The sequence below is a fragment of the Paenarthrobacter sp. CC6 genome (assembly GCF_040560085.1).
Classification (GTDB): domain Bacteria; phylum Actinomycetota; class Actinomycetes; order Actinomycetales; family Micrococcaceae; genus Arthrobacter; species Arthrobacter nicotinovorans.
The window spans coordinates 301289-318622 of the sequence record NZ_JARDAN010000008.1 but is presented as its reverse complement, the minus strand read 5'-3'; the positions used below and the strand labels follow the sequence as shown (position 1 = coordinate 318622).

19 protein-coding genes and 1 riboswitch are annotated in these 17334 nt (G+C 64.9%); of the genes, 14 read left to right on the top strand and 5 right to left on the bottom strand.

The genetic code is table 11. The features are described from left to right. Positions 1–76: 76 nt before the first annotated feature. Positions 77–763 carry a thiamine phosphate synthase gene (thiE, locus tag PV760_RS10135; protein ID WP_026266965.1) on the bottom strand — a complete coding sequence of 229 codons (687 nt, stop codon included), beginning with the start codon at positions 761–763 and terminating at the stop codon, positions 77–79. Between the two features lie 27 nt (positions 764–790). Next, a riboswitch (TPP riboswitch) is annotated at positions 791–910 on the top strand. Between thiE and thiO the strand changes: the two genes are divergently transcribed. From thiO to PV760_RS10115, 4 genes are all read left to right on the top strand, one after another. Next, positions 903–2138: a glycine oxidase ThiO gene (gene thiO, locus PV760_RS10130; protein ID WP_354627663.1), complete on the top strand. Its 1236-nt coding sequence runs from the start codon at positions 903–905 to the stop codon at positions 2136–2138. It overlaps the preceding riboswitch by 8 nt. Further along, positions 2135–2371 (top strand): sulfur carrier protein ThiS, encoded by a 237-nt coding sequence (gene thiS / locus PV760_RS10125; RefSeq protein WP_039242224.1) that lies wholly within the window; start codon positions 2135–2137, stop codon positions 2369–2371. Before thiO ends, thiS begins: the two co-directional genes overlap by 4 nt. Positions 2372–2374: 3 nt before the next feature. Next, the gene (locus PV760_RS10120) at positions 2375–3172 is read left to right on the top strand and encodes a thiazole synthase (protein ID WP_354627662.1); all 798 of its coding nucleotides are present in this window, start codon (positions 2375–2377) and stop codon (positions 3170–3172) included. A gap of 46 nt (positions 3173–3218) precedes the next feature. Next, positions 3219–3563 (top strand): 4a-hydroxytetrahydrobiopterin dehydratase, encoded by a 345-nt coding sequence (locus PV760_RS10115; protein ID WP_354627661.1) that lies wholly within the window; start codon positions 3219–3221, stop codon positions 3561–3563. Positions 3564–3612: 49 nt separating this feature from the next. Here PV760_RS10115 and PV760_RS10110 read toward each other — a convergent pair whose 3' ends face one another. Genes PV760_RS10110 through PV760_RS10100 form a run of 3 tightly spaced genes read right to left on the bottom strand, consistent with a single transcriptional unit; the run spans position 3613 to position 4961 of the window. Beyond that, on the bottom strand, positions 3613–3915 hold the full coding sequence (locus PV760_RS10110) for a membrane protein (RefSeq protein WP_018776517.1): 303 nt from the start codon (positions 3913–3915) through the stop codon (positions 3613–3615). 36 nt (positions 3916–3951) lie between these two features. After that, positions 3952–4176, bottom strand: a complete 225-nt coding sequence (locus PV760_RS10105; RefSeq protein ID WP_018776516.1) for a DUF3107 domain-containing protein — start codon at positions 4174–4176, stop codon at positions 3952–3954. 50 nt (positions 4177–4226) lie between these two features. Beyond that, on the bottom strand, positions 4227–4961 hold the full coding sequence (locus PV760_RS10100; protein WP_235338934.1) for a TetR/AcrR family transcriptional regulator: 735 nt from the start codon (positions 4959–4961) through the stop codon (positions 4227–4229). A 6-nt stretch (positions 4962–4967) separates the two neighbouring features. Here PV760_RS10100 and moeB point away from each other — a divergent pair, with 6 nt between their 5' ends. Continuing rightward, complete coding sequence (gene moeB / locus PV760_RS10095; RefSeq protein ID WP_018776514.1) at positions 4968–6170, top strand: molybdopterin-synthase adenylyltransferase MoeB; 1203 nt, start codon at positions 4968–4970, stop codon at positions 6168–6170. Positions 6171–6208: 38 nt separating this feature from the next. Continuing rightward, entirely contained in the window at positions 6209–7198 is a 990-nt protein-coding gene (locus PV760_RS10090; protein WP_354627660.1) for an SDR family NAD(P)-dependent oxidoreductase, read from the top strand. A gap of 12 nt (positions 7199–7210) precedes the next feature. Here PV760_RS10090 and PV760_RS10085 read toward each other — a convergent pair whose 3' ends face one another. Beyond that, a complete protein-coding gene (locus tag PV760_RS10085; RefSeq protein WP_018776512.1) occupies positions 7211–8533 on the bottom strand; it encodes a glutamyl-tRNA reductase in 1323 nt (440 codons plus the stop codon). Between the two features lie 157 nt (positions 8534–8690). On the opposite strand from PV760_RS10085, the gene hemE reads away from it, so the two are divergent. From hemE to PV760_RS10045, 8 genes are all read left to right on the top strand, one after another. Next, positions 8691–9806 carry a uroporphyrinogen decarboxylase gene (hemE, locus tag PV760_RS10080; RefSeq protein WP_018776511.1) on the top strand — a complete coding sequence of 372 codons (1116 nt, stop codon included), beginning with the start codon at positions 8691–8693 and terminating at the stop codon, positions 9804–9806. Positions 9807–9811: 5 nt separating this feature from the next. Then, the gene (gene hemG / locus PV760_RS10075; protein ID WP_354627659.1) at positions 9812–11299 is read left to right on the top strand and encodes a protoporphyrinogen oxidase; all 1488 of its coding nucleotides are present in this window, start codon (positions 9812–9814) and stop codon (positions 11297–11299) included. A 72-nt stretch (positions 11300–11371) separates the two neighbouring features. Further along, a complete protein-coding gene (hemQ, locus tag PV760_RS10070) occupies positions 11372–12073 on the top strand; it encodes a hydrogen peroxide-dependent heme synthase (RefSeq protein ID WP_018776509.1) in 702 nt (233 codons plus the stop codon). Further along, positions 12070–13293: a ferrochelatase gene (locus PV760_RS10065; RefSeq protein ID WP_079580614.1), complete on the top strand. Its 1224-nt coding sequence runs from the start codon at positions 12070–12072 to the stop codon at positions 13291–13293. Before hemQ ends, PV760_RS10065 begins: the two co-directional genes overlap by 4 nt. Continuing rightward, entirely contained in the window at positions 13290–14288 is a 999-nt protein-coding gene (hemC, locus tag PV760_RS10060) for a hydroxymethylbilane synthase (RefSeq protein WP_018776507.1), read from the top strand. Before PV760_RS10065 ends, hemC begins: the two co-directional genes overlap by 4 nt. 76 nt (positions 14289–14364) lie before the next feature. After that, complete coding sequence (locus PV760_RS10055; RefSeq protein ID WP_354627658.1) at positions 14365–15228, top strand: uroporphyrinogen-III synthase; 864 nt, start codon at positions 14365–14367, stop codon at positions 15226–15228. Then, positions 15225–16205: a porphobilinogen synthase gene (hemB, locus tag PV760_RS10050; protein ID WP_018776505.1), complete on the top strand. Its 981-nt coding sequence runs from the start codon at positions 15225–15227 to the stop codon at positions 16203–16205. The genes PV760_RS10055 and hemB overlap by 4 nt, the downstream gene beginning before the upstream one ends. Further along, on the top strand, positions 16205–17281 hold the full coding sequence (locus tag PV760_RS10045) for an LLM class flavin-dependent oxidoreductase (protein WP_018776504.1): 1077 nt from the start codon (positions 16205–16207) through the stop codon (positions 17279–17281). Before hemB ends, PV760_RS10045 begins: the two co-directional genes overlap by 1 nt. Positions 17282–17334: the final 53 nt, after the last annotated feature.

The window sequence follows — 17334 nt, the reverse complement described above, 5'->3', positions numbered from 1 at the left end:
CCCGACTCACCCCTGTCGCCACAACCTGCCGATACCCCGACGGTCTGCGTGCCTGGGACTGTTGTTTGGAGAACCGTTACGCGGCGGCGTCCAGGGCTTCGAGCAGCGACTTGGCTGCCGCCGTCGGATCTTCCGCCTCGGTAATGGCGCGAACGACGACGATACGGCTGGCGCCCGCAGCGAGCACCTGCTCGACATTGCCGAGATCGATTCCGCCGATCGCAAACCACGGCACCTCCACGGCGCCGCCGGTGGTCTCCTCCGCGCGCCTGATCGCTTCCGCGGCATATGTGACCAGGCCGGTTCCCACCGCTTCGCGGCCGGGTTTGGTGGGGGTCGCCCAGACGGGACCAACGCAGAAATAGTCCAGCCCAGGCTCGCCCGGCGAAGCCGTGATCGCGGCATTTACCTGCTCAGGCGTATGGGTGGAGAGACCAATCGAAGCGGGGCGGGGAAGGAACGTGCGGGCAATCTCCAGCGGGAGGTCCTTCTGGCCCACATGGAACACCGGAGCCCCGGAAACACTGGCAATATCGGCCCGGTCGTTGACCGCCCAGAGCCGCCCGTGCCGTTCTGCGACGCCACGCAGGATCGCCAGCAATTCCAATTCCTCGGCGGCTTCGATCGTCTTGTCACGGAGTTGGATGATGTCCACCCCGCCCTGGAACGCGGCGTCGGCAAAGTCTTCAAAATCGCCTTGGCGCTTGCGCGCATCAGTGCACAGGTAGAGGCGGGCGCTGGCGAGGGCAGAGTGCTGGGTCATGGAATCCACAGTAGTTCCTCTAAACTGGGCACGTACTGCGGGAGCCGTGACCTACGTCTTTATGACCGTCCGGCTGAGAGGGCTTCAGAGCCGACCGCTTGACCTGATCCGGCTAGTACCGGCGTAGGGAAGGAAACAGATGGCAGAAGCCATTCACGCGGATGTTGCCGTTATCGGCGGAGGCGTCATCGGACTGGGCATCGCCCACCAGGCTCGGAAGCTGGGCCGCTCCGTAGCACTCATCGATCCGGCGCCCGCCACCGGTGCGACATTTGCTGCTGCCGGAATGTTGGCGCCCGTGAGCGAGCTGCACTACCAGGAAGAAGACCTCCTGGAGCTCATGCTCGGGTCATCCCGGTTGTGGCCCTCGTTTGCCGGCGGCCTTCACCGGCCTGTGGAAGCTACCGGATACCGGACGACGCCGACCCTCGCCGTGGGTGCCGATGCCGCCGACCGCCGCGCGCTCGCGGACCTTCGCACTGTCCAGCTCGCGGCGGGCCTGGGGGTCGAACCGTTGCCGTTGCGGACCGCCAGGGAACGCGAACCGCTCCTTAGCCCGCAAATTTCCTGTGCCTTTGATATCCCCGCCGATCACCAGGTGGATCCCCGGAAGCTGGCGGAGTGCCTCATGGCAGGGCTGGCCGCGCATTCATCCGGCGATGGCACGTGGGTAGGCGGCGCCAGGGAAGGATTTGCCGTTGCAGAGTCCGCGCACGGCCTGTTGTGGGACGGGGACCAGGTAGCCGGAGTGGAGCTCGAATCCGGCAAATCCGTCGTGGCCGGCGAAACCGTGGTGGCCAACGGGCTGGGCGCCCCCGCGCTCGCCGGCCTTCCTGAGGGTCTTGAACTTCCGGTCAGGCCGGTCTACGGGGACATCCTCAGGCTTCGGGTCCCCGCGCACCTCCAACCGCTGCTCACTGCCACTGTTCGTGGCATGGTCCGCGGGGTGCCCGTTTACATCGTTCCCAGGGACGACGGAACCGTAGTCATCGGAGCTACCCAACGGGAGGACGGCTTGTCGGCGGCCTCCAACGCAGTCTCTGCCGGCGGGGTTTACCAGCTCCTTAGGGACGCCCAGGTACTGGTTCCCGCGGTGGCCGAACTTGAACTCCTGGAAGCAACTGCGCGCGCCAGGCCAGGGACTCCGGATAACGCTCCGTTGCTGGGCCGCGTAGCCGGTTCAAGCGGGGACATCGCGGGCATGATTGTGGCCACCGGGTTCTTCCGGCATGGCGTCCTCCTGACCCCCGTGGCCGCCATGATCGTGGGGGAGCTGCTCACCGGTTCCCCTGATCCCCGCTGGTCCATCTTCCGGCCCGACCGTTTCAGTGCAACCGCGCGTCGCTCTCAACTCCACAGCAAGGAAACAGTATGAACATCAAACTCAACGGCGCCGTCCACCAGGTTCCCGCCGACGCCTCCGTCAGCACGCTCGTCACGGCCGTCACCGGCCGCGTACTCGACCACCGCGGACAGGCGGCCGACGGCGGGAAGCTGGGTGTCGCCGTCGCCCGCAATTCCGAGGTGGTGCCGCGCAGCCAGTGGGCGGCTACTCCGCTGGCCGACGGCGATGAACTCGAACTCGTTACCGCAGTACAGGGAGGCTGAACCATGACCACAGCAAGCACCGAAATCCGTACTGACGCCTTGGTGATCGACGGCGTCGAATTCGGGTCCCGCCTGATCATGGGAACGGGAGGTGCGCCGAGCCTGGACGGGCTCGGAGCCGCGCTCCTGGCATCCGGAACCGAGCTCACCACCGTGGCCATGCGACGCTATTCGCCGGCCGAAACCGGTTCGCTGTTCCAGCTGCTGGTGGACAACAACATCCGGGTCCTCCCGAACACCGCAGGCTGTTTCACGGCGAAGGACGCCGTGATGACGGCGGAACTGGCACGCGAGGCGCTGGAGACCGACTGGGTCAAGCTGGAAGTAATCGCGGACGAGCACACGCTGCTCCCTGACGCTGTTGAACTGGTGGACGCCACCGAGCAATTGGTGAACCGCGGCTTCAAAGTGTTCGCCTACACCAACGACGATCCCGTGCTTGCCCTCCGCCTCGAGAACCTCGGCGCCACGGCAGTCATGCCGCTGGGCTCGCCCATCGGGACCGGCCTGGGCATCCTGAACCCGCACAACATAGAACTCATCGTGTCCCGGGCCTCCGTGCCGGTGGTGCTGGACGCCGGGATCGGAACAGCTTCCGACGCCGCACTTGCCATGGAACTGGGCTGTGACGCGGTCCTGCTGGCGACCGCAGTGACCCGCGCGCAGAACCCTGTGCAGATGGGTCAAGCCTTCAAACACGCCGTCATCGCCGGTAGGCTGGCCAAACAGGCAGGCCGGATTCCGCGTCGTGAGCACGCCTTGGCGTCCTCGGCCATGGAAGGCCGGGCGGAGTTCTTCTAAAGCCGGGTTTCTCCCGGGCCGGGTTCCCCGCAACGAAGGAGCAACCATGGTTAACAGGAAAGAACCGGTGCCCCCGGCAGCGGTCGAAGCCGCGCTCAAGGACCTCCCGGGTTGGAAGCTCCAAAACGGCCTCGTAACCGTTTACAAGACGTCGACGGCGGCCGAGGCTTTGGCCCTCATCGCGGCCATTGGACAGATCGCCGAAGAGCAGAACCACCATCCGGATCTTGACTGGCGGTACAACAGGGTCTTCCTGCGTTACGTGTCCCATTACGCCGGCGGACAGGTAACCCAACGCGACCTTGCTGCTGCCGCCTCCGTAAGTGAGGCAGCATCGGCCACGGGTGCCCTCGCTGAGCCGGGTCGCTATCCGGGCGCCGAGGGCCCTTAAACAGCAGTGACCATCACCCGTGGGTGATGGTCACTGCTGTTTTTCGAGCCTAGAGCCGCAAGGCCTTGGTCAGCGCCTCAGTATCATGCTTGGTGCGGGTCCGTCCCAGATAGACCACAATGCCCGCTGCCGCTGCACTTCCGAGCACGATTGGCAGGACCCAGGGGATCCACGTCGCCCCCGGCTGGTAGCCCAGTCCGGCACTGATGAAAGCAATCCAGCTCAGGGTGCCAACAGCGGCCGCAATGCCTGCGGGCAATGCAATCCCGTACCTGCTGTGCCGCTTATCGGTGGCCCACACGATGAAACCGGCAGCAACGGTGGCCAAAACCACGATGACAAGAGAAAGCATGAGACTCCTTAGCGGACGAAGGCGGGACGGTGAACGCTAGAGGGCGCCGAAGCCGACCCGGCGGACTTCCTCGGCGCCGATTTCCACGTATCCCAGTACGTTGCCCGGAACGATGACCTGGCGGCCCTTCTCATCGGTCAGCCGCAGTTCCGAGCCCTTGGACACCGCCTCGGCCACGATCTTGGCTACGGCGTCAGCGTCCAGGGCGGATTCGAGCACAATTTCACGGCCAACGTTCTGAATGCCGATCTTTACTTCCACAGCAAGGCCTCCAAGCCAATCAAGTGTTAAGTCAGTCCTCTATTTGTAGCCTAGGACTCTTTGGGGAATCGACTGATTCCGCGCCAAGCTAAACGATAGATCAGATCGCTGGCGACATCGAGGTCCAGGTTTCCGTCCGTTTCAAGCCAATAACGGGCGCTGACCTGGGCCATTCCTGCCAGGCCGCGGCCCAGGAGCTGGGCTTCGAGGGGCGGGAGTTTGGTGTCCTCGGCAATGACATGGGCGACGGCGTCGGCGAACGTCTTGTTGAACGTCTCCAGACGGGAGCTGACATCGGGATCGTTGATGAGGTCGGACTCAAACACAAGGCGGTGCGCCTGGTCGTCGTCCGCAATGAACCTGTAATAGGCGCGCATGACGGCCTTGACGCGCTCCTTGTTGTCCGAGGTGGAGTTCAGTGCACCGAGCATCAAATCCGTCAGGGTTGCCAGATGGCTGTCCAGGAGCGCCATGTACAGCTCGCGTTTGGACGGGAAGTGCTGGTAGAGCACCGGCTTGCTGACGTGCGCAGTTTCTGCGATCTCGTCCATTGCCGCGCCGTGGAAGCCGTTGGAGACGAAGACTTCCAAGGCGGCGTTCAGCAGCTGTGCCCGGCGTTCGTCCCGCGGCAACCTTGGTGAACGAGGTGAACCGGTCCGTTCCTGCTTTGCGGGTGCCCCATCGTTTGCCCGTGTGCCGTCAGCCACAGTCTGCCGCCTTTCCTTTGCAGTTATGACCACTCTACCGGTGGGTAATATGACCGGGCGGCATCGGCAGGCATACATTGGGGTATGGCCTCAATTGTTGCTGCCCACTCCGCTGCGCCCACAGTCCTGCCGCCCCTTGTCGAACCGGCCGCCGAGCTCTCGCCGGCCGAGGTTGAGCGGTACTCACGGCATCTCATCATTCCCGAAATCGGAGCCGTGGGCCAACGCAGGCTCAAGAATGCGAAGGTTCTTGTCATTGGCGCAGGAGGCCTTGGCTCGCCCGCCCTGCTTTACCTGGCCGCCGCCGGCGTGGGAACGCTGGGGATCGTCGACGACGACGACGTCGACCTCAGCAACCTCCAGCGCCAGGTCATCCACGGAGTCAAGGATGTAGGCACCCCCAAGATCGAATCAGCCCGCCGTGCAATCGCGGAGCTGAACCCCCTGGTCAACGTGGTCCTTCACAACATCCGCCTGGACTCCTCCAACGCATTGGACCTCTTCGCGCAGTACGACCTCATCCTTGACGGCGCGGACAACTTCGCAACCCGGTACCTGGTCAATGACGCTGCTGCGATCCTTGGCAAGCCCTACGTGTGGGGTTCCATCTTCCGTTTCGATGGCCAGGTCAGCGTTTTCTGGGCCCAGCACGGACCCAGCTACAGGGATCTCTACCCCGAGGCCCCTCCGGCAGGCTCCGTGCCGTCGTGCGGTGAGGGCGGCGTTTTCGGCATGTTGTGCGCGGCGGTCGGCTCGCTCATGGTGACAGAAGCCGTGAAGCTGATTACCGGCGTCGGACGTTCCTTGCTTGGCAGGGTGGCGCTGTTCGACGCCCTTGGCGGAAGCTGGCGCGAGATCAAGGTGTCCAAGGACCCGGAAGCCGAGCCCATCACGGAACTGACCGACTACGAGGCATTCTGTGGTGTGACACCCGCTGCCGCCACGGACCAGGACCACACCGTGACCGCGACCGAACTTGCCCGGATGCTGGCCGAGCGCGAAGCGGGGGAGCGGGACTTTGAGCTCGTCGACGTCCGCGAGTCCGGAGAGCACAGCATTGTGAGCATCGACGGTTCGGTGCTCATTCCGCAGGGCCGGATCCTGTCCGGCGAGGCGTGGGTGGAACTTCCGCAGGACAAGGACATCGTTTTCCACTGCAAGGCGGGCACGCGCTCGGCAACGGTGCTGGAAGCCGCACAGAAGGCCGGCTACAGCCGCGTCAAGCACCTCGACGGCGGAATTCTCGCCTGGGTGCGGCAGGTGGAGCCCGCCAAGCCCGTGTACTGACCATTGCCCGTATCCCGGCTTCTCTGGGAAGCTCAAGCATGAGCGAAGAACGGACACAAACAGAACAACGGCCCCTCGGCTCCGGGTTTGGACACGGAACCACGGCCATGGAGGTCATCGACGGAATCAACCTGCGCGGCAAGTCCGCCATCGTCACGGGTGGCTATTCCGGGCTTGGGCTGGAGACTGTGCGTGCCTTGGTCGCGGCAGGGGCAGAGGTGACAGTACCCGCCAGGCGCCTGGAGCACGCCCGTTCTGTCCTGGCGGACGCGGGCCTGTCCGCGGACGTCCAGGTGGAGCACATGGACCTTGCCGACCAGGACAGCGTCAAGGAGTTCGCCGCGCGATACCTGGCTGACCACGACAAGCTGGACATCCTGATCAACAACGCTGCCATCATGGCCAGCCCGGAACAACGGGTCGGGCCGGGATGGGAAGCCCAGTTCGCGACGAACCACCTGGGGCACTACACGCTGGTGAATCTGTTGTGGCCGGCGTTGGTGGCCTCAGGCGATGCGCGCGTCGTGTCGTTGTCGTCCACAGGCCACAAGCTCTCACCCGTCCGGTTCGACGATTTCAACTTCAGCACTTCCTATTACAAGTGGCAGGCCTATGGCCAGGCCAAGACTGCCAATTCCCTCTTGGCGGTGGAACTCGACCACCTCGGCCGAGGCTCTGGCGTGCGGGCCTTCGCGGTCCACCCCGGTGGCATCATGACCGAGTTGCAGCGGCACCTGCCCAAGGAAGAAATGGTGGCAGCGGGCTGGATGGATGCAGAAGGCAACGTCCGCGAAGGGTTCAAGACCCCTGAGCAAGGTGCGGCGACGTCCGTGTGGGCTGCCACCTCGAAGGCCCTCAACGGCAAGGGTGGCGTCTACTGCGAAGACTGCGATATAGCCAAACCCACTGACAAGGAGTCTCCCTTGGCCCGCTACCAGGGAGTGGACGCCCACGCCGTGGACAAGGCGGACGCAAAGAAGCTTTGGGCGTTGTCGGCAGAGCTGACGGGGATAAACGCTTTCGCGTAGGCCGGGTGTGGCTCAGGCGCTTTCAGAACGGAGCTGGTCGTGGTCCACGGGGCATTCCGTGGCCGCGGCCGCTGCCTGCGGTTGCTCCACCTGGATGCCGTACAGGGCCTCAAGGGCTGCGACGTAATCGTCTTGCTGGCCGTTGGCCGCGAGCTCGCGGGCTCGGACCGTGGGGATGTGGAGGAGCTGCTTGACCATGCGCCGAAGGGCGAACTCCACCTCCTCGGCGGCAGCAGTGCAGCCGTGCCGGGCGCGTACCTTCTCCATCTCGGCGTCCAGGACGTTCATGGTGTGGCGGCGCAACGCGACGATGGCTGTGTCGACGGAACGGGCTTCGCGTTCGGACTCGAAGGAGGCGGCAGCGCCTGTGACGATTGCGCTGGCCTGGGACAGCGACTCCGCCTGCTCCTGTGGAGCGGCGAGCCGAACCGACTCAAGGGTCAGCAATTCGACGCCTTCCAGTTCACCAACTGCGGGATCAAAATCGTGGGTGAGGGCAAGGTCGATGGCAATCAACGGCTTGCCCGAGTTGGCGCGGACACGTTCAAGGTCCGCGGCTTCGACCCGGTTGTCAGAGCCACTGCAGCCGATCATGACGTCGGCGGCGGCCACAGCAGCGGGGAGCGTGTCGGCGTCGAGCGCGTTGCCGCCGCGGGTGGCGACGAAAGCTTCGGCGCGGCCGGAAGAAGAATAGACGGAGATGTCCGTACAGCCGCGTTCCCGCAGGAGGGACATGGTGGCACCGGCATAGGCGCCCGTTCCGAAGACCACGACTTTCTTGGTGGACCAGTCGTCATTCTCGGCAAGATCCGTCGCGAGGTCCAAGGCCACGGAGACGATGGATAGGCCGCGCGAACCGAGGGCGGTCTGCGCGCCAACATCCTTGGCTGTCTTGGATGCAGCCTGGAAGAGCCGAACAAGCCCGGAGCTCGCTGTCCCTTCCTGCTGGGCTGTGATGAGTGCCCGGCGTACTTGGCCGGCGATTTCACGCTCACCCACCACGGCAGAGTCCAACCCGGCGCTTACAGCGAAGAGGTGGCGGGTGACCTCGGGACCTGTGTGGGTAGCGAAGGAGCGCGAGACGAGTTGTTCGTTGAGTCCACTGAGCTCGCTGATCTGGGAAACGAGGGCGGAACGGGCTGCTTCGAGGTCAGCCCCGTTGGCCGTTTCGCCGTAAACCTCATAGCGGTTGCAGGTGGCGAGTACCACCGCTCCGGACACCACGGGGGAATCAGTCAGGGCTGCCGAGGCAAGCCCAGAGGAACCGTTGCTCAACTGAGCGACAGTTTCGAGGTCGATGTCGGCGTGTGTAGCCACCAATGAGAAAAGAACCACAGCACCCCAATCATAGCTTTTTCGTAGCCCGGTAGAACAATATGGCGCCGTGGGGATCCCCACGGATGCCAGTGATCCGCGACACAACTGCCTTCTTCGGGCTGACGTGACAGTTTGTCGTTATCTTTTGTCCCGGATTTTCGGCACAATCAAAGGCATGACTTCTAGCACGGCAGCATCCAAGAGTACGGCCTCCAACTCCCCGGCGGGTAGCCTCGACGCCAACCACCCGCTGAAGGACGGCCGGACCTCGGACTCACCGTTGATCACGGCCTACCGTGGCGGCAAGCCCTCACGCAGGCCGGTGTGGTTCATGCGCCAGGCGGGCCGTTCCCTGCCCGAATACCTCAAGGTCCGCGAGGGCGTTGCAATGCTGGATTCGTGCTTGAGGCCGGAGCTGGCATCCGAAATCACGCTTCAGCCCGTTCGTCGCCACGACGTCGATGCCGCCATCTTCTTCTCGGACATCGTCATCCCCTTGAAGCTGGCAGGGGTCGGCGTGGACATCGTTCCGGGCGTTGGTCCGGTCCTGGACAAGCCGGTGCGAACCGCGGAGGATGTCGCTGCTCTTCCCAAGCTGACGTGGGAAGCCCTGGAGCCCATCCGCGAAGCCGTCCGCCTTACTGTTGCCGAGCTCGGCACGACGCCGCTCATCGGATTTGCCGGCGCCCCGTTCACGCTTGCCGCCTACATGGTTGAGGGCAAGCCTTCCCGCGACCACCTGGGCCCGCGGACCATGATGCACGCCGACCCTGAGACCTGGACCGCGCTGGCCAACTGGGCTGCCGACGCGTCCGGACTGTTCCTCCAGGCGCAGCTCGAAGCGGGTGCTTCCGCAGGCCAGCTCTTCGACTCCTGGGCCGGTTCCTTGGGTCTGGCCGACTACACCAAGTACGTTGCGCCGGCTTCGACCCGTGCGCTGGACCACGTCCGCGGGCTTGGTGCGCCGTTGATCCATTTCGGAACCGGAACCTCCGAGCTCCTGGTCGCCATGCGCGATGTCGGCGTGGATGTTGTCGGCGTCGATTACCGACTGCCCCTGGATGAAGCCAACCGGCGCCTGGGCGGGACGGTTCCATTGCAGGGCAACATCGATCCCGCGCTGCTTTCGGCACCCTGGGAAGTGCTGGAGGCGCACGTCCGGGAAGTCATCGCTGCCGGCGCCGGCGCCCCTGGGCACGTGCTCAACCTTGGCCATGGAGTACCGCCGGAAACCGATCCCACCGTGCTTACCCGCGTTGTGGAGCTCATCCACTCGATCCCCGCCAAGTAGGGCACGTGCGCGGCGGACACTCAACGCCCAAACAACTCGCGCCGGAAGCCAGGGCAGTGGTGGTGGGCGGCGGAATCTCGGGGCTCCTCGCAGCGCGGGAACTGGCCATGGCCGGCACTTCCGTCACCGTGCTGGAAGCGACCGGAGCGTGGGGAGGCTGCGTCGGGGGCCACGTAGTCGCCGGTCTGCACCTGGACAGCGGAGCGGAGTCCTTCGCCACGCGGTCTCCGGCGGTGGCCGACCTCGCGCGTGAACTCGGCCTAGCGGAACAGATCGTGGCTCCCCACCCGGGAGGGGCCTGGGTACAGCTGCCCGACGGTCCGCAGGAACTGCCCAAAACAGGTGTGCTGGGAATTCCCGCGAATCCGTGGGACCCGGAAGTCCGGCGTTCACTGGGATTCGTGGGAGCAGTGCGAGCTTCCCTTGACCGTTGGCTGCCGGCATCGGTGGGGACATCCTCCGAGGTCACCAGCGTCGCTTCGCTGGTCGCCGCCCGGATGGGCAAGAAAGTACTTGACCGGCTTGTCTCGCCCGTGGTGGGCGGTGTCCATTCGGCCGATCCTGCTCTCCTGGACGTTGATATGGTCGCGCCGGGACTTCGGGCGGGTCTGCGCAAACACGGTTCGCTTGCCGCAGCGGTAGCCGCGCAGCGGAAATCCGGCATCGCGAAAACCGGCAGCGGCCGGTCCGGTAGCGGTCCGGCGAAGGCGGGCTCCGCCGTCGCCGGCCTCATAGGTGGCATGAACACCCTGGTGACCGCGCTGGTAGCCGACCTCCGGGAACGGGAGGTGGACCTGGTGCTCGACAAGCGCGCCGAGGACGTGATGAAAACCCGCGCCGGCTGGCGGGTCACCGCCGGAGGTTCGACGTACGACGCCGATCGCCTGGTCGTTGCGCTGGACGGTCCGGCCGCCGTTGGGCTTCTGGAGAAGTCCTTGCCCGAGTTGGCCGCCTTGCGTCCCGCTCCCGGACCGCTGGTGAGCCTGGTGACCCTGGTTGTGGATCTGCCTGAGCTTGATAGTCGTCCGCGCGGGACCGGCATCCTCGTGGCGCCGCAAACCCCCGGGATCAAGGCCAAAGCGCTGACCCACGCCACGGCAAAGTGGGATTGGCTGGCCGAAGAAGCAGGGCCGGGCACGCATGTCCTGCGTCTTTCCTATGGCCGGCGCGAGGAAGCCGGCGGGGGAGCGGACCTTGTTCTGGATGACGAATCCCTCCTGGCTGCAGCCTTGGCGGACGCCTCGGCCCTGCTGACGGTGCCGGTGACCAGTGCAGACGTCGTTGATTGGGATGTCGTGCGGTGGGCTGGGGCGTTGCCTTTTGCCGCCGTCGGTCATAAACAGCGCGTAGCCCAGGTCCGGGAGGCTTGTGCCGCAGCCGACGGCCTGGTGGTCGTCGGCGGTTGGTTGGCCGGGAATGGCCTGGCTGCGGTGGTGGCGGACACGCGGCGCCAGCTCGCCCAAGGAAGCGCGGAAGAACCTTCGTTTCCGTGATTTGCGTCACTTCTACGGCTTGTAGAACTGATCCGTTTCGACTTAGCGGCTGGCACGGGGCAAACTTGAACCATGAGCCACACTTCTGTCGAATCTGTCACTAAAACTGCTGAAACCGAAGAGCAGTTCTTTACGCTCTGGACTGTATTCAAACGCTCGGCCGACGTCCTGCGCAGCGGCGATGCTGCCCAGGAATTTGAAGCCCTGGTCGAAAAGCTTGCCGCCGACGGCGTAGTCCTGCGCGGCAGCTACGACGTCTCGGCCATGCGCTCGGACGCCGACATCATGGTGTGGCTCCATGGAGCCAAGCCGGAGGACCTGCAGGCCGCCGTCCGCTCCATCCGCCGCAGCAAACTCTTCGCCGGAACCGAGATCGTCTGGTCCGCCATGGGCGTGCACCGCGAAGCCGAATTCTCCAAGAGCCACGTCCCCGCTTACGCACGCGGGGTTGAGCCCAGCACCTGGCTCTGTGTCTACCCGTTCGTCCGTTCCTACGAGTGGTACATCCTGCCCGCCGAAGAACGTGGCGCCATGCTGCGGGAGCACGGCATGCTGGGCCGGGAATTCCCCCAGGTCATCTCCAACACGGTCTCCTCCTTCGCGCTGGGTGACTGGGAGTGGATACTCGGCCTCGAAGCACCTGAACTCGTAGACCTCGTGGACCTCATGCGCCACCTCCGCGCAACTGACGCCCGCAACCACGTCCGCGAAGAAATTCCGTTCTACACCGGCCGCCGCGTCACCGCAGCGGAGATTGCAGAGGTCCTGGCATGAGCACGCCCGTTATCTCCACCGACCTGAACGAAGTGACCGAACGTGGTCGCCAGGAACCCCGAAACTACGATGCCGTATTGCTCGCATCCTTTGGTGGTCCCGAAGGCCAGGAAGATGTCATTCCCTTCCTGCGCAACGTGACCCGGGGACGCGGAATCCCCGACGAGCGGCTCGAAGAGGTTTCCCACCACTACCGCGCTTTCGGTGGCATCAGCCCCATCAACCAGCAGAACCGTGAGCTGAAAGCCGCCATCGAGGCTGAACTGGCCAACCGCGGTATCGAACTGCCGGTCCTGTGGGGGAACCGCAACTGGGACCCGTACATCGCGCCGGTCCTGCAGGACGCCTACGACGCCGGTCATCGCCGTATCCTGATGCTCACCACCAGCATCTACTCCTGCTACTCCAGCTGCCGCCAGTACCGTGAAGACATCGGCATTGCGCTGACGGAGACAGACTTGGACGGCAAGCTCCAGGTGGACAAGATCCGCCAGTACTTCGACCACCCTGGCGTGGTCCAGCCCTTCCTTGAGGGGACTGCCGCCGGCCTGGAAGAGATCCGGGGAAAGCTCGCCGCTGCCGGGGAAGCCGATCCGGACTCGAAGATCCGCGTCCTTTTCGCCACGCACTCCATCCCCACGCGTGACGCCGAGGCCGCCGGCCGCTCCGAGGACGAGCCCCGCGAATTCGCCGAAGGCTCCGCATACGCCGCCCAGCACCTGGCCAACGCCAAGGCCATCATGGATGTCGTGGCACCCAACGTCGCCTGGGACCTTGTGTACCAGTCTCGCTCCGGTGCACCGCACATTCCGTGGCTGGAGCCGGACATCAACGACCACCTTGAGGAGATTGCGCCCCAGGGCGTCCGCGGTGTAGTCATTGTTCCCCTCGGTTTCGTGAGCGACCACATGGAAGTTGCCTGGGACCTGGACACCGAAGCACTGGAAACCTGCAAGAACCTGGACATTGCGGCAACCCGTGTTCCCACACCGGGCACGCACGCCGCCTTCGTTTCGGGACTCGTGGACCTCATCTGCGAACGGACCGTGGACAACAACATCGCAGACCGTCCGCATGTCACGGACCTGGGCCCTTGGTACGACGTATGCCGGCCTAACTGCTGCGAGAACTTCCGCGGGGCCAAGCCCGTCATTTCCGAAGCCGGAACCACGATCGGAACCCGCCACGACCCATATCCAGCGTCGGAGGCAGCCAAGTGACCGTGCGCATCGGCACCAGGGCGAGCAAGCTGGCCCTGACGCAGACGCAGCAAACCGCCGACAAACTGGCTGCGGTTGGCGGCTTCCCAGTGGAGCTCGTGCACATCAGGACCGAGGGCGACGTCAAGACCGGGTCCCTGTCCCAAATGGGTGGCACCGGCGTCTTTGTTGCCGCCCTGCGTGATGCATTGCTGGCCAACAGCTGCGATGTTGCCGTCCATTCCTTGAAGGACCTGCCCACTGGCGCTGCAGTAGGCCTGACCATCGCCGCCACGCCGCAACGCGTGGACGTCCGGGATGTCCTGTGTGCCCGCGATGGCATGACGCTCGCTCAATTGCCTGGAGGCGCCAAAGTAGGCACCGGGTCTCCCCGCCGCGCAGCGCAACTCCGGGCCGCCCGCCCGGATATTGAGGTGCTGGATATCCGCGGCAACGTTGATACCCGCCTGGGCCGCGTGCCGGGGCTTCCCGGAAATCCGACGGATGAGGTTGTCCCCGGCAAAACGTGCGACCTCGATGCCGTCGTGCTGGCGGCCGCCGGCCTGGAACGCATCGACCGGCTGGACTCGGTGAGCGAGTTCTTCGAGACGGACGTGATGCTGCCTGCACCCGGACAGGGCGCACTGGCCATCGAATGCCGCACGGACGACGCCCCCCGGCAGGCCGGCAACACCGAGGGTTCCAACGGCGTGCTCGCACAGGCCCTTGCAGCACTGAACGACGACGACACCCGTCTTGCCGTGACAGCGGAACGTGCCGTGTTGGCCCGGCTCGAGGCCGGCTGCGCAGCTCCTGTTGGCGCCTATGCCTTCCGAAAAGGCAGCATGCTGCACCTGGAGGCCGTGGTATGCGCCGTTGACGGCACCAAGACGGTCCGCGAGAAGAAGGCTACCGACGGCTTGACCGAAGTGGGAGCTACGTTGCTGGGCATTGAAGTTGCTGAGCTTCTCCTGGCTGCGGGTGCCGCGGAGATCGCGGATCTTGCAGCGTCCTGAGTCAGCAAACCCCTGGCCCGAAATCCCGGACCCGGTAAACCCGGGCCCGGGAAAACCAGGCCCGGGAAAACCAGCAGTGCTGGCCGGTCGGCGCATCCTGATCACCAGGAGCGCGGACCGGGCCCAGCCGCTGGCGGACGCCCTGGGCGACCGTGGCGCGGAGCCGCTGGTGCTGCCGTTGATCGATTTCGAACAGGCACGTGACCAGTCCGAACTCGACGCCGGTCTGGACAGGCTTTCTGCCGGTGGCTTCGACTGGCTGGTCATCAGCAGCATCACCACGGTGCGGGTCTTGCTGGAAAAGGCAGCCGGGCGCGGCTTGGCCATCGCAGAGCTGCTGCCCGCCGGGACCAAAGTGGCCACCATTGGCCACTCATCCCGCCAGGTTTTGGAGTCCGTAGGGCTCGTCGTTGACTTGGCGCCGACCGACGTCCAGTCCGCCGAAGGGCTGTTGCAGGTGTGGGAACCAGCGTCGTCGCGGGTTTTCCTCCCACAGGCCGACATCGCAGCGCCAAGGCTGAGGGAGGGTCTGGCCGCGAAAGGAGCGGACGTCACCGCAGTTGTTGCCTACCACACGGTGGACTATCCGGCCCGCGAAGAAGTGCGCGTGACCGCGGAGGTTCCTGCCGCCGTCGTGAATTCAGACGCCGTGCACTCCACCCGAGTCATAGCGGCCGTCCTGGAACCCGCCGATGCCCGAAAAGCGATCGACGCCGGGACCGTGGACGCGATTGTTGCTGCCTCCCCCAGTGCCGCACGGCGGATCGCCGCCTTGTTTCCGTCCTTGGGTACGTGCCGTTTCATCGCGATCGGACGCCCGACGGCGGCAGAAGCCTCGCGGCTCCACCTCACCGTGGCTGCTACAGCCAAAGAACCAACCCCGGACGGCATCGTGGCCGCCCTCGAATCTGTTTTCGCCAACGAAGGGAACCCGCAATGAGCTTTCCGAACCATCGTCCCCGCCGCTTGCGCACCACTGCCGCGATGCGCCGGCTCACAGCAGAAAACAGGTTGGCTCCGGCCGACCTGATCCTTCCGGCGTTCATTCGTGAAGGCCTCACGGAACCGAGCCCCATCAGCTCCATGCCCGGCGTCGTCCAGCACACCACCGATTCGTTGAAGCGCGCAGCTGCCGAAGCTGTGGAACTGGGCGTGGGCGGCATCATGCTGTTCGGCGTACCTGCGGTCCGCGATGCCCGGGGCACAGCCTCCCTCGATCCCGACGGCGTCCTGAACAAAGCCATCCGCGACGTCAAAGCCGAAGTCGGCGATGACCTGGTGATCATGGGCGATGTCTGCCTGGACGAATTCACCGATCACGGCCACTGCGGCGTGCTGGATGCCGAAGGCTACGTGGACAACGACGCCACCTTGGAGATCTACGGCCGGATGGCCGTAGCCCAGGCAGAAGCAGGTGCGCACGTGCTGGGCCCGTCGGGCATGATGGACGGCCAAATCGCCGTCATCCGCCAGGCTCTGGAGGAATCAGGCAACAAGAACACAGCGGTGCTGGCTTACGCCGCCAAATACGCGTCCGCGTTCTACGGCCCGTTCCGTGAGGCTGTCGATTCCCAGCTCAAGGGCGACCGCCGGACCTACCAGATGGATGCCGCCAACCGCCGGGAGGCCATCCTGGAAGTGGAGCTGGACCTCGAAGAAGGCGCGGACATGGTCATGGTCAAGCCGGCCATGAGCTACCTGGACATCCTGGCTGACGTGGCTGCCATGAGCCCCGTGCCGGTCTCGGCCTACCAAATCTCGGGCGAGTACGCCATGATCGAAGCGGCTGCGGCCAACGGCTGGATCGACAGGCGCGGCGCCATTACCGAATCCGTGCTCGGGATCAAGCGTGCCGGAGCCGACACCGTCCTTACTTATTGGGCCTCCGAACTGGCAGGCTGGCTGAAGGAGTCCTGATGACATCCGTTTCCTCCGATCCCACGGCCCCGGTTGCGGCGGACCAGATACTGCTCGGCGTCAACACCTTCGGCGATGCGGGACTCGACGCCGAGGGGAACCCCAAGGAGCACGCCCAAGTCCTGCGCGAACTGCTGGAGGAAGCAAAGCTGGCTGACGCCGTCGGAATCCATGCCTTTGGCGTGGGAGAACACCACCGCCGCGATTTCGCGGTGTCCGCGCCCGAGGTCTTCCTGGCCGCGGCAGCGGCGGTGACCTCACGCATCCGGCTGGGCTCCGCCGTGACCGTGCTCAGTTCGGATGACCCCATCCGCGTCTTCCAACGATTCGCCACTGTTGACGCGCTGTCCAACGGACGAGCCGAAGTGATGCTTGGGCGGGGCTCGTTCATAGAGTCCTTCCCGTTGTTCGGACTGGACCTGGCTGACTACGAGGTCCTTTTCGAAGAGAAGCTGGAACTCTTCGACAAAGTGCGGGCACAGAAGCCCGTGCACTGGGAAGGGCGCACCAGGCCGAACGTCAACGGGCTGCAGGTGTACCCCAAGCTGCAGCACCACCTGCTGCCGGCCTGGATCGGCGTAGGTGGAACCCCCGAATCAGTGTTGCGCTGCGCCGAATACGGTTACCCCATCATCTTCGCGATCATCGGGGGAGAACCGCGCCGCTTTGCGCCCTTGGTCAACCTCTACCGCGAAGCCATGGCCAAGTACGGGCACCCCATGCGCCAGATCGCGACGCACTCACCGGGATTCATCGCCGATACCGACGAGGCCGCCCGCGAGGAGCTCTTTCCGCACTGGCTCGAACAGCGCAACCGGATCGGAGCCGAGCGTGGTTGGGGTCCGGGAAACCGTGGCGAATTTGATGCCATGTGCGGCCCTGAAGGTGCGCTCTACGTTGGCTCGCCGGAAACCGTGGCGCAGAAAATCGCCCTGCTCAAGCGGAACCTGGGCGTGGATCGCTTTGACCTGAAGTACAGCAACGGGACGTTGCCCCACCAATCCATGATGCGCTGCATCGAGCTCTACGGCACCGAGGTGGCTCCGCGGGTTGCCGAGCTGCTGGCTTCGGCCTGAGCCATCTCCACCCCCGGGCGGCACGACCCGCCTGGAATCACTGAAAGAATAGG

What these genes read in the sequence shown, in the direction of transcription:
- thiS (WP_039242224.1), top strand. Translation starts at nt 2,135, where the DNA reads ATGAACATCAAACTCAACGGCGCCGTCCACCAGGTTCCCGCCGACGCC.
- PV760_RS10100 (WP_235338934.1), bottom strand. Translation starts at nt 4,961, where the DNA reads ATGTATGCCTGCCGATGCCGCCCGGTCATATTACCCACCGGTAGAGTG.
- hemQ (WP_018776509.1), top strand. Translation starts at nt 11,372, where the DNA reads ATGAGCCACACTTCTGTCGAATCTGTCACTAAAACTGCTGAAACCGAA.
- PV760_RS10065 (WP_079580614.1), top strand. Translation starts at nt 12,070, where the DNA reads ATGAGCACGCCCGTTATCTCCACCGACCTGAACGAAGTGACCGAACGT.
- thiE (WP_026266965.1), bottom strand. Translation starts at nt 763, where the DNA reads ATGACCCAGCACTCTGCCCTCGCCAGCGCCCGCCTCTACCTGTGCACT.
- PV760_RS10120 (WP_354627662.1), top strand. Translation starts at nt 2,375, where the DNA reads ATGACCACAGCAAGCACCGAAATCCGTACTGACGCCTTGGTGATCGAC.
- hemB (WP_018776505.1), top strand. Translation starts at nt 15,225, where the DNA reads ATGAGCTTTCCGAACCATCGTCCCCGCCGCTTGCGCACCACTGCCGCG.
- PV760_RS10045 (WP_018776504.1), top strand. Translation starts at nt 16,205, where the DNA reads ATGACATCCGTTTCCTCCGATCCCACGGCCCCGGTTGCGGCGGACCAG.
- PV760_RS10115 (WP_354627661.1), top strand. Translation starts at nt 3,219, where the DNA reads ATGGTTAACAGGAAAGAACCGGTGCCCCCGGCAGCGGTCGAAGCCGCG.
- moeB (WP_018776514.1), top strand. Translation starts at nt 4,968, where the DNA reads ATGGCCTCAATTGTTGCTGCCCACTCCGCTGCGCCCACAGTCCTGCCG.
- PV760_RS10110 (WP_018776517.1), bottom strand. Translation starts at nt 3,915, where the DNA reads ATGCTTTCTCTTGTCATCGTGGTTTTGGCCACCGTTGCTGCCGGTTTC.
- thiO (WP_354627663.1), top strand. Translation starts at nt 903, where the DNA reads ATGGCAGAAGCCATTCACGCGGATGTTGCCGTTATCGGCGGAGGCGTC.
- hemE (WP_018776511.1), top strand. Translation starts at nt 8,691, where the DNA reads ATGACTTCTAGCACGGCAGCATCCAAGAGTACGGCCTCCAACTCCCCG.
- PV760_RS10090 (WP_354627660.1), top strand. Translation starts at nt 6,209, where the DNA reads ATGAGCGAAGAACGGACACAAACAGAACAACGGCCCCTCGGCTCCGGG.